This is a genomic window from Flagellimonas aquimarina, from assembly GCF_003149745.1.
GTDB classification, from domain to species: domain Bacteria; phylum Bacteroidota; class Bacteroidia; order Flavobacteriales; family Flavobacteriaceae; genus Flagellimonas; species Flagellimonas aquimarina.
In genome coordinates this window covers 139,859-155,540 of record NZ_QGEG01000001.1, presented here as the reverse complement: position 1 = coordinate 155,540, position 15,682 = coordinate 139,859, and the positions used below count along the sequence as shown (strand labels likewise).

Sequence of the window (15,682 nt, the reverse complement as noted above, 5' to 3'; positions counted from 1 at the left end):
ATGATGTCGGCAAAGAAAATAGTAGGAAGTCTTAAAAATGTGATTGAGTCGAATTTAATGGCCATCAGTATTGGGGTAATTTATTTGTGGTTTGGAAGCTTGAAGTTTTTTCCAGCTTTAAGCCCTGCAGAAAATTTGGCAAAAAACACAATTCATGAACTAACATTTGGTTTTATTTCTGATTCTTTGTCGATAATTCTCCTGGCCATTTTAGAAGTGGGAATTGGCATTTTTTTGTTGTTCAATCTATGGAGAAGAACCATCATAATAGTGGCTCTTTGTCATATGACCCTAACATTTACGCCGCTATTGTTGTTTCCTTTAGAGTCATTTCAAGAACCTCCATTGGTGCCAACACTTTTAGGGCAATACATCGGTAAAAACTTTGTCATTGTGGCGGCCTTGATAACAATGGGAAAAAAAGCGCCTTTGGAAAAGAAAAGAATAAATAAAAAAAGCTGATATATGTCATTTTTTTCGCAAAAAGGGCAGTGTAGTTTTACGCTTAATTAAAATAGGTATGAGTGTTATATATGTGTTATTGGCCATAAGCATTTCTGTTGCGCTGGTCTTTTTTGCTGCCTTTGTCTTTTCAGTCAAAAGAGGGCAGTATGATGATTCGTATACACCATCTGTCCGCATGCTTTTTGAGGATGAATTGTTACCTGATTTAGATAAAGAAGAACCCGAAAATAAAGAAATCAAACTAACTAAAAGTACAAACCAATAAATATGGAAATACAACAATTTAGTTACGATAATAAAATCGTACAAAAGTTTTTATATGCCACCATGCTATGGGGCGTTGTTGGAATGCTAGTAGGACTTCTGCTGGCATTTATGTTTTTGTTTCCCAATATCACCGATGGTATTTCATGGCTGAGTTTTGGGCGGCTACGCCCATTACATACCAATGCTGTAATTTTTGCATTTGTAGGGAACGCCATCTTTGCAGGGGTCTATTACTCCACGCAACGATTGTTAAAAGCAAGAATGTTCAGTGATTTTCTGAGCAATTTTAATTTTTGGGGTTGGCAATTGATTATTGTGGCAGCTGCCATTACACTGCCTTTGGGGTACACCACCTCAAAAGAGTATGCAGAATTGGAATGGCCTATAGATATAGCTATCGCAATAGTTTGGGTCGTTTTTGGTTGGAACTTGATTGCAACCATCTTAAAAAGAAGACAGCGCCACCTCTACGTTGCAATATGGTTCTACCTAGCAACATTTGTTACCGTAGCGGTACTGCATATTTTTAATAGTTTAGAGTTGCCCGTAGCAGCGTTGAAAAGTTATTCTGTATACGCCGGTGTACAAGATGCACTAGTGCAATGGTGGTATGGACATAATGCTGTGGCCTTCTTTTTAACCACACCGTTTTTGGGATTGATGTATTACTTTGTTCCTAAAGCTGCTAATAGGCCTATATATTCATACCGTCTTTCCATTGTCCATTTTTGGTCATTGATATTCATCTATATCTGGGCAGGACCTCACCATTTGTTATATTCTTCCCTACCAGATTGGGCCCAGAACCTTGGAGTTGTTTTCTCCATTATGTTGATTGCTCCATCTTGGGGTGGTATGATCAATGGATTGTTGACTCTAAGAGGTGTTTGGGACAAAGTACGAACCGATGCCACTTTAAAATTTATGGTTGTTGCCATTACAGGTTATGGTATGGCCACATTTGAAGGTCCTATGCTATCCCTTAAAAATGTAAATGCCATTGCCCACTTTAGCGATTGGATTATTGCTCACGTACACGTTGGGGCACTAGCTTGGAACGGGTTCTTGACCTTTGGTATGATTTATTGGTTGGTGCCTAAAATGTTCAAAACAACCCTGTACTCAAAGGGATTGGCAAACTTGCATTTTTGGATTGGCACTTTGGGGATTATCCTATATGCATTGCCAATGTACGTGGCAGGATTTACTCAGGCCCTTATGTGGAAAGAGTTTAATCCAGATGGGTCATTGGTTTACGGAAACTTTTTGGAAACCGTAACTCAAATAATACCCATGTATTGGATGCGTGCCATAGGGGGTACCATGTTCCTTGTAGGTATGTTGATCATGGTGTACAATGTCATTGTTACCATTAGAAAAGGAAGCTCAGTGGAGGATGAATTGGCCGAAGCGCCTGCCTTGACAAGAGTCTCTAAAAGAAGGGTTGCTGGCGAAACCTTCCACAATTGGTTGGAACGCAGACCTGTTCAATTGACAATTTTGGCAACAATTGCCATTTTAATAGGAGGAATTATCCAAATCGTACCTACCATTTTGGTAAAATCCAACATTCCAACCATAACCAGTGTAAAACCATATACACCTTTAGAGCTCGAAGGACGGGATTTATACATCCGGGAAGGTTGTGTGGGCTGCCATTCCCAAATGATCAGGCCTTTTAGAAGTGAGGTAGAACGTTATGGGGAGTACGCCAAAGCAGGAGAGTTTGTCTATGACCACCCTTTCCTTTGGGGAAGTAAACGAACGGGGCCGGATTTATTACGGGTTGGTGGCAAGTATTCAGACAACTGGCACCTAAGTCATATGTATGACCCCCAGAGCACATCATCAGGTTCCATTATGCCTGCATACCAGTGGTTGGTTTTAAACGAACACGATAGAAGTGCGGTACAGAACAAAATGGAAGCTATGGTCAAATTGGGTGTTCCCTATACAGATGAGGATATAGCTAACGCTCCGCAGTCTATGGCAGATCAAGCTATACAAATAGAAAAGAACCTTTATACAGACCCAGAGTTTGAAAGAACTTATGAAGCCGATAAAAAATATGCGCAAGAAAATGGAGAAGATTTTGTAGAAATGCGTGATAGAGAAATTGTTGCATTGATTGCCTATTTGCAGCGGTTAGGTACAGACATTAAGGTGAAAGAAGCAGAATAAATACACTCTCAAAACAAATAAGCCATGTTGAAATTTGTAAAAAACCATATGGAAAGCATAGAAGGGATTGCAAGCTATCCCATGATATCCTTGTTAATATTCTTTGTGTTTTTTGTCCTGCTGTTTTGGTGGGTATTTACAGCTACCAAAGCACATATAAAAGAGATGGCAGAATTGCCTTTAGATAACGATCAACAAAACAAACTATAGCATTATGAGCACAAGAACACCTTGGTGGATACGTATTCCGCTGCTATTCTTCATAATCTTCGGATTAATGGAATACTTTATAGATTCTGGTGAAAAACCAGCAATCATCGAATACCCGATTACGCAATTTTTTATGCTAATGGTATTGATGATATTGATTGCTATAGAACTGATTCTAAGTTCTATTGAAAACGTAATGTTCCAAACGCTTTCACCAGAAGCAAAAGAGCGTTACCTTGAGTCCAAAGCCAAGAAAAGGGAATGGACATGGGCAAAGAAGATGTACAAACGGCTAACCAAAACAAGGGAAATTGAGAAAGAAGGCGAAATAATTCTCGACCATAACTATGATGGGATTAGGGAGCTGGACAACGTTTTGCCACCTTGGTGGGTGTATCTATTTTATGCCACTATCATTTTTGGGGTAGTATACCTTATACGTTTTCATGTTGCTGGCGACTATGACCAAAAACTGGAATACGAACAAGAAGTTGCTGCTGCTAAAATTGCCATAGAAGAGTATAAGAAGACGGCAAAGGATTTAGTAGATGTAAATACCGTGGAATTTTTGTCCGAAGCTGCGGATTTAAGTGCTGGTGAAAAGATATTTGCCACAAGTTGTGTAGCCTGTCATATGGCTGATGGAGGAGGGGGAATTGGTCCCAACCTAACAGATGAATATTGGATTTTGGGAGGGGGCATCAAAAATGTATTCAATACCATTTCTGAAGGAGGACGAGACGGTAAGGGTATGATAGCCTGGAAACAAAGTTTAAAACCATTGGAAATGGCCCAAGTAGCAAGTTACATATTAACATTGGGTGGTACAACTGCGGCAAATCCAAAGGCTCCGGAAGGGGAGATTTGGGTGGACCCAGATGCTCCAGAATCAGAAGAAATTATTGAAGAAGCTCCCATGGAGCAAGTTTCTGATTCCACAGATGTAGCGATGAACTAATATAGTTGTCGAACTGTCTTCTTAGGCTTGGGTCTTAAGAAAAGGTAAGATCAAATAAGCGTTAACAACGAATTGCAATGGAAGAGAATTTTAGGGATTCCATAGGAACGATAGCTGAAGATGGAAAAAGAGCTTGGATTTTTCCTAAAAAGCCAAGTGGACGGTTTTTTAAGTACCGTAAATACGTAAGCTATGGACTCTTACTCTTTTTAGTTGCTTCGCCTTTTATTAAGATAAACGGCAATCAGTTTTTAATGTTCAACGTACTGGAAAGAAGGTTCAATATCTTTGGGTTTCCTTTCTGGCCGCAAGATTTTCATCTTGTTGTAGTTTCAATGTTGGCAGGTGTAATTTTTGTTGCTCTTTTTACGGTTGCTTATGGACGAATTTTCTGCGGATGGATGTGTCCACAGACCATTTTCATGGAAATGGTCTTTCGAAGAATTGAGTATTGGATAGATGGAGATCGGGGAGCACAAATAAGACTGGACAGGTCACCTTGGAACGGTAAAAAAATTCGTAAGAGAGTCTTAAAATGGACCATCTTTTTTATCATTTCATTTTTGATAGCCAATGTTTTTCTGGCCTATCTCATAGGAAGTGATAAGTTGATCAGATATGTTTTTGATGGACCTTTGGCCCATATGGGTACAATGATTCCCTTATTGATTTTTACTGCGGTTTTCTATTTTGTGTTTGCATGGTTTCGTGAACAGGTCTGCATTATTGCTTGCCCTTACGGAAGATTACAGGGTGTGCTTTTGGATAACAAATCCATAGTTGTGGCATATGACCATAAACGTGGAGAAGGAGACAACGGGCGTAAAAAATTCCGAAAGAACGAGGATAGAGACGCTTTGGGTCATGGAGATTGCATAGATTGTTTTCAATGTGTAAATGTTTGCCCTACAGGAATTGATATTCGTAATGGTACCCAATTGGAATGCGTCAATTGTACAGCTTGTATTGACGAATGCGATCATATTATGGATAGTATTAAAAAACCAAGGGGATTGATTCGTTATGCAAGTGAGGACGAAATAAACAAAAAGGCCAAGTTCAAATTCACGGCTAGAATGAAAGGGTATACAGCCGTGTTGGTCGTTTTGACAGGCATTTTAATTGGGATGCTTTTTCTTAGAAATGAACTGGAGGCAAATATTTTGAGGTTGCCTGGGCAGTTGTATGAAAGAAAGGCCAATAATATGATCAGTAATGTATATACCTATAAATTGGTAAACAAAACTTCTAAGGATGTAGACAACGTTAGCTTTAAGTTGTTATCCCATAAAGGAGAGATTAAAATGGTATCTCAGGACAGTTTCAAAGTGCCTGCCGAGGAAATTGCCGAAGGAACATTGTTTATAGAAATTAATAGCTCCGCATTGACCGGAGATAAGGATAAGTTGAAAATTGGGGTTTATAATGGTGAAAAACTTATTGAGACCACAACAACCCAATTTTTGGCACCAAGAAGTTATCATTAAAATATAGTGCTATGAAAATAAATTGGGGAACGGGAATAGTATTGGCTTTTGTGGCATTCATTAGTTTCATATTATATTTTGTGGTGAGAATGAGCACAGATAACAGCGCTAATCATGATTTGGTCACAGAAGAGTATTACAAACAGGAACTGGCCTATCAAAACGAAATTGATGCATCCAAATCAGCATTGGAGATGCAAGCAAAACTAAAATTTGTAAAATCTAAAGAGGGAATGACCATCTTTTTTCCAGAAAAGTTTGCCCCTGAACATATAACAGGCACAGTGTCCCTTTATAGACCGTCTAACAAGCATTTGGATATTGACTTTCCTATAAGTTTGTCCAAAACACATTTGCTCATACCTGACAATAGCTTGGTGGACGGTCGTTGGGACATTACTGTAAAATGGCAATATCAAGGTAAAACTTTTTTACATAAAGAGAAATTAGTCTATTAGAATATGCTACTATCTGCAATGGTATTGGGGTTTTTGGGAAGCTTGCACTGTTTGGGCATGTGCGGACCCATTGCTTTTTTACTTCCGTTGGATAGAGATAACAAAGTAAAAAAAGCAACACAACTGTTTATTTACCATACTGGTAGACTCCTTGCTTATGGAATTATTGGAGTGCTTTTTGGCTTTTTGGGTAAAGGGCTGTCCATTTTTGGTATGCAGCAAAAACTGTCTATTGGAGTTGGAATAGTCATGATTCTTTTGGTGATAGTTCCAGCCAGGTATTTTAACCAATACAGACTTTCAAAACCAATATATGCCGTTTTGGGAAGAGTGAAATCAAAACTTGGATCAGAACTAAAGAAGAAGACCCCAGATGCGTTTTTGACCATTGGTTTTTTGAATGGATTTCTACCTTGTGGTTTGGTTTATATGGCGTTGCTGGGTGCCCTGGCTTTTGGAAACTCTCTGCAAGGAGGTCTTTATATGGTCCTATTCGGAGCAGGAACTATTCCATTAATGAGCTTGGTCGTCTATTCCAAGGGATTGTTTGGCAATCCCATTAAATCAAAAATTAAAAAATTGGTCCCCGTATTTGTGATGCTTGTTGGAGTCCTATTTATTATTAGGGGCCTAGGGTTGGGAATTCCATATGTTTCACCAAAACCTGCTCCACCTAATTCAGCATCAGCAACTATAGAATGTCATCAACCTTAAAATAATTATAAGTGAAAATAACATCGGCAGAAGAAGTAGTAAATGTGGTCAAGTCAGGCGATCGCGTCTTTTTACAAGGTGCGGCCATGACCCCCAATGAACTTATTAATGCACTTTGTGAGCGTTATAGGGAGTTAAAAAATGTTGAGATTATTTCCATCCATACAGAAGGGGATGCCAAATATACCCAAGAACCATACATAGATGCTTTTACCTTGAATTCTTGCTTTGTAGGAGGTAATGTAAGGAAAAGTGTTAATACTCCTGATGCTGGGTACATTCCCATATTTCTAAGTGAAATCCCATGGTTGTTCAAAAGAAATATTTTACCATTGGATGTTGCTATAGTTCAGGTTTCAAGTCCAGATAAGCATGGATATTGTTCTCTAGGAGTTTCAGTGGATGTTGCCCTACCTGCTATTAGAACAGCTAAAAAGATTATCGCTCAGATAAACCCATTCGTTCCAAGAACACACGGAACAGGAATTATACATATTGATCAAATTGAATTTGCGACTGAGGTAAATAGACCTATTCATGAACATGAAGCCGGTGTCATTTCGGACCTAGAGCATAAAATAGGGGTAAATGTGGCCTCTTTAATTGAAGATGGAGCAACATTACAAATGGGGATTGGTAACATTCCCAATGCAGTACTGGACAATCTGAACAATCACAAGCGGTTAGGAATTCATACGGAAATGTTTTCTGATGGGGTTCTGCCACTTATTGAAAGTGGTGTAATTACTGGAGAAGAAAAAATAGTGAAGAACGGTAAAATTGTAAGTTGTTTTGCCGTTGGGTCCAGAAAGCTGTATGATTTTATTGATGATAACCCAATATGTGACTTTAGGGATTCAGGATATACCAATGATACCGCAAGAATAAGGAGAAACCCAAAAGTTACAGCCATAAACAGTGCCATTGAGATTGACTTAACAGGGCAAGTATGTGCCGATACCATTGGCAGTTATCAATTTTCTGGCGTAGGTGGTCAAATGGATTTTATTAGAGGCGCTTCACTTTCAGATGGAGGAAAACCCATTTTTGCAATGTCATCGGTTACTAAAAAAGGCACCTCCAAAATTGTTCCTTTTCTAAAAGAAGGAGCAGGTGTTACAACCACTCGAGCCCATATTCACCATGTAGCTACAGAACATGGAGTGGTAAACCTCTACGGAAAAAATTTACAGCAACGTGCACGTGCATTAATATCAATAGCCCATCCGGACCATAAAGAAGTTTTGGAGAAGGCTGCTTATGAAAGATTTAATGGGAGGGGATAAATAACAATCCAATGCCAAGACCCAAGACAAAAGAAGAGTTGAAAGAACTAAAAGTCTTGCCAACTACAAGAAATTGAATGATTTTATTGATTCTTTTTCTACCACAGAGCAAAATAAAGATTTCCCTAAAGGAACAATGAATAGAAACATAAGGGACGTTCTAGGGCATCTACATCATTGGCATTTAATGTTTTTGAATTGGTATGAGGTAGGAATGAAAGGTGAGAACCCTCATATTCCGGCTAAAGGCTATAACTGGCGTACTTTGCCTGATTTAAACAAGAAAATCTATGAACGCTATAAGGACATGGGCTTGGATGAGATCAGAGAAAAATTCAAGACCTCACATACTGAAGTAATGAACTTGGTAGCCGGCCATTCCAATAAAGAGTTGTTTGAGCGAAAATATTATGGTTGGACAGGGAACAATGCCATGGGAGCTTATATCATTGGTGTTTTATCAAGCCATTATGATTGGGCCCATAAACTTATCAAAAAAGGCAAAAAGTAAAGTTCCAGATAAAAAGGGAAGCTATTTATAGCTTCCCTTTCTTTTTAAATTGCAATAAAAACCAATCAAAAAAATGCAATTAGTTATATTTTAAATGTTATCACTGGGGTATCTGAGTGGTTGGCAATATCCTCACCAATGCTCCCCATGAAGAAGTGCGATAATCCCTTTCTGCCATGAGTTGGTATCCCAATAAGGTCGGCAGCAACGGTTTCGCTATAGTTTAAGACTCCTTTTTCCACGGTGTAGTCATTGTATATTTTAACTTCTAACCCTAGTTTGGCAATATTTAAAAGTTTGGAAATTCTAGTATAAGTATCCTCTGTACTTAAGAATTCATCACCTGGTGTATTAATGTAAACAGGATAAAGCTTGGACTTAAAGAGGTTTGCAATTTCTAATGCTTTTTTTAATGCAGGAATGTTTTCTTCTTTAAAGTCACAAGCGAATACAAATCGTTCCAATTGGAATTTTTTAGTATCCCCTTTGATTACAAGTACAGGAATTTCTGAACTTCTCACCACACGTTCTGTATTGGATCCTATAAAAATTTCCTGTAACCCATCGGTACCATGAGACCCCATCACTATTAAATCGGCGTTATGTTTTTTAGCTATCTCATCTACCTCACTAAAAACTTTATAGTGTTTTATAATAGGAGTCATTTTTATTCCTTTGAGATAAGGTTTATCCAAAAAATCGGTAAATCGCTGTTCCCCCATTCGTATTAGATGGACCACCTGTTCTTGTGCAACATAACCAGATTCGCTCATTATGCTTGGAGAAAGTTCCAACATATGCAGGATGAATAACTCGGCATCATGCTGCTTTGCGATATCTGCCGCTACTTTTAGGGCTTTTTCTGATTGTTCTGAAAAATCAATAGGTACAATGATGCTTTTCATGTGTTTAGATTTTAGGATTAAACTGTCATAGAGAACAAACGTGTCTCTGGTTTTTTTCGATATAATTTTAGGTCAAAGGCCATGCTTATGTTTCTAATAAAAGGCCTTCCTTTTTTGGTAACTTTAATTTGATTTGCTCCAATTTGGACCAATCCATCAGATTCTAGTTCGGATAGATTCTCGATAATTTTTTGAAAATCGTTTATTCTTGTTTCTCCTAGCTCCCAGCTTGTTTCAAACTGGCACATAAGGTTAAGGATATGTTTTCTTATGATTTGATCTTCTTTGGTTAAAATATGACCTTTAAAAATAGGAATAACGCTATGAGATACCAAATGCTCATACTCCTCTACACTTTTTACATTTTGTGCAAACCCGTACCAACTGTCACCAATGCTAGATGCTCCTAGACCTATCATCAATTTGGTTTTGGAAGAGGTGTATCCCATAAAGTTTCGGTGCAAAGTTCCATTTACCATTGCAGAAAACAAGCTATCGGTACTTAGGGCAAAATGATCCATTCCAACATCTTTATATCCAAAATCCGATAACATTCTCTTCCCAAGTTCGTATTGGTTTTTTTTCTCATTCGAAGTGGGTAGATCGGCTTCTTTATACCCACGTTGACCATTGCCTTTTAACCATGGAACGTGAGCATAACTATAAAACGCTATCCGGTCTGGCTTAAGGGTATTGGTCTTTAAAATGGTTTCCTTTACGTCATCAATGGTTTGAAAAGGAAGCCCATAAATAATATCGTGTCCAACGGAAGTATACCCCATTTCCCTGGCCCATTCAGTTACTTTTTTTACATTTTCAAAGGGTTGTATTCTATTTATGGCTTTCTGAACAGTTTCATTATAATCCTGCACTCCAAGACAGACCCTTCTAAAACCTACATCAAAAAGAGCCTGCAAATGTTCTTTTGTGGTGTTGTTTGGATGCCCTTCAAAACTAAACTCAGGATTTTTGGCTTTCTTGCCAAGCCTAAGAATTCCTTTTACCAACATTTTCAAGTGTTCTGGAGAGAAAAAAGTTGGCGTGCCCCCACCAAGGTGAATTTCCTTTATAATTGGTTTAGAACCCAAAAGGGTACAATAGAGTTGCCATTCTTTAAGGACCGTTTTTATATAAGGTAGTTCAAGTTCGTGTCTTTTTGTGATACGCTTATGGCAGCCGCAAAAAGTACACATACTTTCACAGAAAGGAAGATGTATATAGATACTTATTCCTTCTTCTGGATTTTCTTTAAAGGCCTTTAAAATACTTGCCTTCCAAAGTTTACCAGAGAAACTCTCCAAATCCCAGTAAGGAACAGTGGGGTAACTGGTATACCGAGGTCCGGGCACATTATATTTTTGAACGAGTTCACACATAATTTAATAGTGATATAAACCAAAATTACCCTTGGAGATCAATAAAAAACATGATAATTATCAGTATGGGGGTAAATCTTACATATGACAAGTATCATATTTTAAGTTTTTTGCACTTCGTAGCTTTATTTCATTGTAAGAAATACCAAGTTCCTAAACATGGGAGAACATATTGCCAAAAGTAAGTTTGATCAGGGAGAGCGCAAAGCATTTGTACAGCACCTGCTTGATGATATTGAAGCTCTGGAGCTTCTTCTGGAGCAAAATCTAATTGAGGATGGAATCGTTAGGATAGGTGCTGAGCAGGAAATGTGCCTAACGAACAAAGACTTTAGACCTACTGGGAAATCTCTAGATTTATTAAAGCGTATTGACGATTCTCATTTTACCACAGAATTGGCAAACTATAACGTTGAAATAAACTTAGACCCATTCGAATTAAAGAATGATTGTTTTGCTGCAGTAGAGAAACAACTACGAACATTGTTCAACAAAGCAAAAACCAAGGCAAATGAACTGGGAGCGAATATTCTGTTAACAGGAATTTTGCCTACTATTAGCAAAAATGAATTGGGGATAGATTTTATGACCCCTATTCCACGTTACTATAAATTAAATGAAGTTTTAAAATCTTTTAGAGGAGATCATTTTGCCCTTAAAATAAGAGGTGTGGATGAATTGACACTTCGTCATGATTCTGTACTTTTTGAAGCTTGCAATACCAGTTTTCAACTTCATTTACAGATTTCTCCAGGAGATTTTATAAAGAGCTATAATTGGTCTCAGGCCATTGCTGGCCCTGTGTTGGGAATTTGTTGTAATTCCCCCCTATTAATGGGAAGGGAACTATGGAAAGAGACCCGTATAGCACTGTTTCAACAAAGTTTGGATACTAGAAAATGGAGTTATGCACTAAAGGAACAAGTTGCCAGAGTAGGCTTTGGAAGCCATTGGCAGAAGGATTCTGTAACCGAAATTTTTAAGGAAGATATTTCCTCTCACCGTATTGTATTGACCAAACCAATAGAAAAAAGCTCATTACAGGTTATTAAAAATGGTGCCATTCCAAAACTTGAAGCATTGAATCTTTTCAATGGGACAGTATATCGCTGGAACCGCCCTTGTTATGGTGTGGGCAATCGAAAACCTCACTTGCGGATTGAAAACCGATACATTCCATCAGGTCCCACAATGATAGATGAAATAGCCAATTTCGCATTTTGGGTGGGTCTTATGGCAGGTAGGCCCAAAAAATTTGATGATATCCCGAGCATAATGGATTTTAAAGAGGCAAAACTGAATTTTATTAAGTCAGCTAGAACCGGCAGGCAAACGGTACTTTCATGGTTGGGAGAGTCAATAACCTTAAAAAAACTCATTATCAATGAATTGCTCCCCATAGCATACAAAGGTTTAAAAAAATACAATATAGACAGCCGGGATATTAATAGATTATTGGGAATTATAGAGGCAAGAACAAGAAACGGCACTGGAGCAGAATGGCAAGTGGAAAATTTTAGAGGCCTAAGAAAGCAAATGAAGTTGGACAGTGTTTTGGTGGAATTGACCAAAGCTATGCATGCTAATCAAGAATCCAATAAACCGGTACATACTTGGCCATCAATAAAGGAAGCCATAAAGTCAAAGGAGTCATTCAAATGGGTGGGCCAAATTATGTCCACAAAACTCATGAAACTATATGAGGATGATTATATCAATTTGGCTATCTCCATAATGAGATGGAACAACATTCATCATATACCAGTAGAAAATGAAAAAGGAGAATTGGCAGGCCTTTTAACCTGGAGTCACATTGAAGGCTTGGATGAGAACCATAAAAAAAGAGACTCTAGGGTTTCTGAACTTATGATCAAAAAAGTGGTGACTGTGCAGCCAAGAACTAAAATAGAAACGGCAAAAAAGTTAATGAACGATTATCAAATTGGTTGTTTGCCTGTCTGTGTAGGTTCCAATTTGGTGGGCATCATTAGCAAAGTAGATTTATAGCATGTCAAAAGTGTACAGCAATGCCCTTAACGAAACGTTGGAAATAGGACGTATTATAGGCCATTTGAAGGGGGAAAAAGATGGCCCTACAGTGGTTTTTTTCGCAGGGATACATGGCAATGAACCTGCTGGGATTTTTGCGCTTAAACATGTTATGCGCGAATTAAAACTTCAACAAAGGCCTATTCTGGGCCAAGTGTATGCCATAGCTGGAAATTTGAGGGCGCTTGAAAAACAAACCAGATTTATTGAAGAAGACTTGAATAGAATTTGGTTACCAAAGAAAATGAACCATATTCAACAAAAACGCACACGGTTGAACGATGATGAAAATGAGTTATTGGAATTACATGATCTATTAAACAAGATAATAGGTGAAAGTACAGCTCCCTTTTATTTTATAGACCTGCATACTACTTCAGGTGAGACCTCACCGTTTGTTGTCTTGAACGACAGTCTGCTCAACAGAAAGTTTGCCTCTAACTACCCGCTCCCTATTATTTTAGGAATTGAAGAGTATTTGGAAGGAGCTTTATTAAGTTTTATCAATGAATTGGGCTATGTTTCATTGGGGTATGAGAGTGGTCAGCATGATGAGATAAGCGCCATCAATAATTGTATTGAATTCATCAATTTGACTTTAGCCCTTACTACTTCTGTTGGTTTCTCTAAAAGTGAGTTGACACTCCTCAATAAAGGAGTTTTAAAATCAGGTAAAGTGTCCAATAAATTTTACGAAATCTATTATCAATATACGATTAAGAAAGGCAATAATTTTAAGATGTTACCGGGATTCGTCAATTTTCAGAAAATACCAAAGGGAAAAGAGGTTGCTTTGGACAATGACGATATTTTAAAGGCCAAAGGGAACAGACAAATTTTTATGCCCCTATATCAGAATCAAGGAAGTGAAGGTTTTTATTATATAAGATCTATCCCCAAAATACTTTTATGGGTTTCAAAAGGCCTTAGAAGGTTAAAGGCGGACCATTTATTGGTAAAATTTCCTGGTATAGAATGGGAATCTCTAAAAAAAGATGCAATGTTGGTAGACCAAAGGGTAGCGAGGTTTCTGGCAAAATCCATTTTTCATTTGCTTGGGTACAGAGCAAGGCAACTGGACAAAACACATTTACTGGTTAAAAGCAGGGAAATTGCTTCCAAAAATGACGAATACTTGCATACGGATTGGTTTTAATCAAAAAAAAGAGAGGTCAACATTGCTTTTTGTTGACCTCCTTTTTTAGTTCTTTCAGCCTTTTAGTGCACTACAAAGTTTATTGGGATAGCATATTTTACTTTAACAGGCTTCCCTCTTTGTATTCCCGGTTTTACCGTGGGTAAAGCTGCTATTATTCTAACCGCTTCCTTTTCCAACAGTCTGTCGGGACCTCTTTTTTCAATATTTTTTACTCTTCCTTGGGAGTCTATAACAAACTGAACGTATACTTTGCCCGTTATTCGCATTTCAAGGGCTGCTGGTGGATATCTAAAATTCTCTTTAATGTGTTCCTGTACTTTTTTACTAAAACAAGCCTTGCGTTCTTCTTCAGTATTTAGGTTCTCGCATCCAGGGAACACCGGAACATTTTCAATGACCGCAAAGGGAACAACTTCTTCTTCTTCAACCTCTCCCACTTCTATATCATCAACCCTTACAACGGCATCTTCAATATAAACTTCTTGACTACTTTCAGTACTTTCAATAACCGTTTCTTCCACATCTTCCACATCTTCCACAATTTCAATAATATCTGGTGCAGATGGAGGTGGAGGTGGAGGCGTGGTTCTTACAATTTCCGTAATGGGAACATCCTCTTTAAGATCGTCGGTTACCTGAGCAATTTCCATAAATTCGGATTCTTTTTCGTAGGTCTTTACCTCGAAGGATTGCCATGTAACGAACAATATGGAAGTAAGGCCTATCATGAAATAGAGGCTACTGTTGCGCCCTATATCTACGTTTGGATTTTTTTTTGGTTTCATGACTTTTCTTATTTAACTGATATAAAGTTAGATAGGTCGATAATCAAAAAATATGATAATAGTCAGTTTGGAAAGTTAAAAATGAATAACGTTTTAGTTTGCAAGTTCAGCAACTTCGTTTTTTGTAAAATCGGTTTTGAAGGTCAGGGACATTCTGATGGCGTCATGGTCTGAATTGCTAAAATGGTTTTTTACATAGCCAATGTCTATTTTAATGGAAGGGGACAGTGTTTGTCCTAAGCCAATATAAAACCGGTTCTGATTGAATAAAGGACTCTCTAAGTTGAAAAAAAGTTCATTAAAAGATCTAATATGGATATTCTTATATATTGGTTTCATGTATTGGAACCGGTACCTTATCCTATTGTTTATGTGAAGCTCGTCAGCGTTTTTTTTCCATCTGGTTTCCAACCTCCATCTATGGGAAATAATATTTCCTTTAGATTTTGATGTTAAGGTATATTGTTCATAAACCCAAAACTGGGTTGCATTTTTAAAATCTTCTGATCCTGAGTAGTTTTTTGAGCTTAAAAAAGCAATACCGGTCGTAAAAGTGGATGCGTCATTAAATTGATAGGTCACACCTGTCCTAATGAAGGCGAACTCATATTTTTCAAATATATCATGATGTCTTAGAATACCTACAATGGGAATGCTCCAGTTCTTGTGTATTTTGTTATTGCCGTCAACAACAAGCCAAGAACCTGACCTATTTTCACTATTGTCTTGTCCATGTACGATAGTATTTATGAGAGAGAAGAATGCTGCAAAAAAAACAATATGATAAAATTGCTTATTGTTCCCCATGGCAGGTACTTTGAATATTGATATGCAAAGTTCTGTTTTTACTAGTGCAAAAAAGTATGATACT

General features: G+C 37.8%; 16 protein-coding genes. 12 read left to right on the top strand and 4 right to left on the bottom strand.

The window, feature by feature from the left end; translation table 11 throughout:
• The 10 genes from DKG77_RS00705 (at nt 1) to DKG77_RS00660 (ending at nt 8,537) form a co-directional block, all read left to right on the top strand.
• Nucleotides 1-462, top strand: a complete 462-nt coding sequence (locus tag DKG77_RS00705) for a hypothetical protein (protein ID WP_243414768.1) — start codon at nt 1-3, stop codon at nt 460-462.
• 58 nt (nt 463-520) lie between these two features.
• Nucleotides 521-730: a cbb3-type cytochrome oxidase assembly protein CcoS gene (gene ccoS, locus DKG77_RS00700; protein ID WP_109659233.1), complete on the top strand. Its 210-nt coding sequence runs from the start codon at nt 521-523 to the stop codon at nt 728-730.
• Nucleotides 731-732: 2 nt separating this feature from the next.
• Entirely contained in the window at nt 733-2,913 is a 2,181-nt protein-coding gene (ccoN, locus tag DKG77_RS00695) for a cytochrome-c oxidase, cbb3-type subunit I (protein WP_109659231.1), read from the top strand.
• 24 nt (nt 2,914-2,937) lie between these two features.
• A complete protein-coding gene (locus tag DKG77_RS00690) occupies nt 2,938-3,123 on the top strand; it encodes a CcoQ/FixQ family Cbb3-type cytochrome c oxidase assembly chaperone (protein WP_109659229.1) in 186 nt (61 codons plus the stop codon).
• Nucleotides 3,124-3,127: 4 nt separating this feature from the next.
• Complete coding sequence (locus DKG77_RS00685; RefSeq protein ID WP_109659227.1) at nt 3,128-4,081, top strand: cbb3-type cytochrome c oxidase N-terminal domain-containing protein; 954 nt, start codon at nt 3,128-3,130, stop codon at nt 4,079-4,081.
• Nucleotides 4,082-4,158: 77 nt separating this feature from the next.
• Nucleotides 4,159-5,568: a cytochrome c oxidase accessory protein CcoG gene (gene ccoG / locus DKG77_RS00680; protein WP_109659225.1), complete on the top strand. Its 1,410-nt coding sequence runs from the start codon at nt 4,159-4,161 to the stop codon at nt 5,566-5,568.
• Nucleotides 5,569-5,579: 11 nt separating this feature from the next.
• Nucleotides 5,580-6,026: a FixH family protein gene (locus DKG77_RS00675; protein WP_109659223.1), complete on the top strand. Its 447-nt coding sequence runs from the start codon at nt 5,580-5,582 to the stop codon at nt 6,024-6,026.
• Between the two features lie 3 nt (nt 6,027-6,029).
• Nucleotides 6,030-6,740 (top strand): sulfite exporter TauE/SafE family protein, encoded by a 711-nt coding sequence (locus DKG77_RS00670; protein ID WP_109659221.1) that lies wholly within the window; start codon nt 6,030-6,032, stop codon nt 6,738-6,740.
• 11 nt (nt 6,741-6,751) lie between these two features.
• Entirely contained in the window at nt 6,752-8,026 is a 1,275-nt protein-coding gene (locus tag DKG77_RS00665; protein WP_109659219.1) for an acetyl-CoA hydrolase/transferase family protein, read from the top strand.
• A 73-nt stretch (nt 8,027-8,099) separates the two neighbouring features.
• A complete protein-coding gene (locus DKG77_RS00660) occupies nt 8,100-8,537 on the top strand; it encodes a ClbS/DfsB family four-helix bundle protein (RefSeq protein ID WP_243414766.1) in 438 nt (145 codons plus the stop codon).
• A gap of 83 nt (nt 8,538-8,620) precedes the next feature.
• Here DKG77_RS00660 and DKG77_RS00655 read toward each other — a convergent pair whose 3' ends face one another.
• On the bottom strand, nt 8,621-9,442 hold the full coding sequence (locus DKG77_RS00655) for a universal stress protein (protein WP_109659217.1): 822 nt from the start codon (nt 9,440-9,442) through the stop codon (nt 8,621-8,623).
• Between the two features lie 17 nt (nt 9,443-9,459).
• Complete coding sequence (gene hemN / locus DKG77_RS00650; RefSeq protein WP_109659216.1) at nt 9,460-10,818, bottom strand: oxygen-independent coproporphyrinogen III oxidase; 1,359 nt, start codon at nt 10,816-10,818, stop codon at nt 9,460-9,462.
• A gap of 159 nt (nt 10,819-10,977) precedes the next feature.
• Between hemN and DKG77_RS00645 the strand changes: the two genes are divergently transcribed.
• The gene (locus tag DKG77_RS00645) at nt 10,978-12,825 is read left to right on the top strand and encodes a CBS domain-containing protein (protein ID WP_109659213.1); all 1,848 of its coding nucleotides are present in this window, start codon (nt 10,978-10,980) and stop codon (nt 12,823-12,825) included.
• Between the two features lies 1 nt (nt 12,826).
• A complete protein-coding gene (locus DKG77_RS00640) occupies nt 12,827-14,023 on the top strand; it encodes a succinylglutamate desuccinylase/aspartoacylase family protein (RefSeq protein ID WP_109659211.1) in 1,197 nt (398 codons plus the stop codon).
• A 62-nt stretch (nt 14,024-14,085) separates the two neighbouring features.
• On the opposite strand, the gene DKG77_RS00635 is transcribed toward DKG77_RS00640, so the two are convergent.
• Complete coding sequence (locus DKG77_RS00635) at nt 14,086-14,811, bottom strand: energy transducer TonB (protein WP_109659209.1); 726 nt, start codon at nt 14,809-14,811, stop codon at nt 14,086-14,088.
• Between the two features lie 93 nt (nt 14,812-14,904).
• On the bottom strand, nt 14,905-15,618 hold the full coding sequence (locus DKG77_RS00630; protein WP_109659207.1) for a DUF2490 domain-containing protein: 714 nt from the start codon (nt 15,616-15,618) through the stop codon (nt 14,905-14,907).
• Between the last annotated feature and the right edge of the window lie 64 nt (nt 15,619-15,682).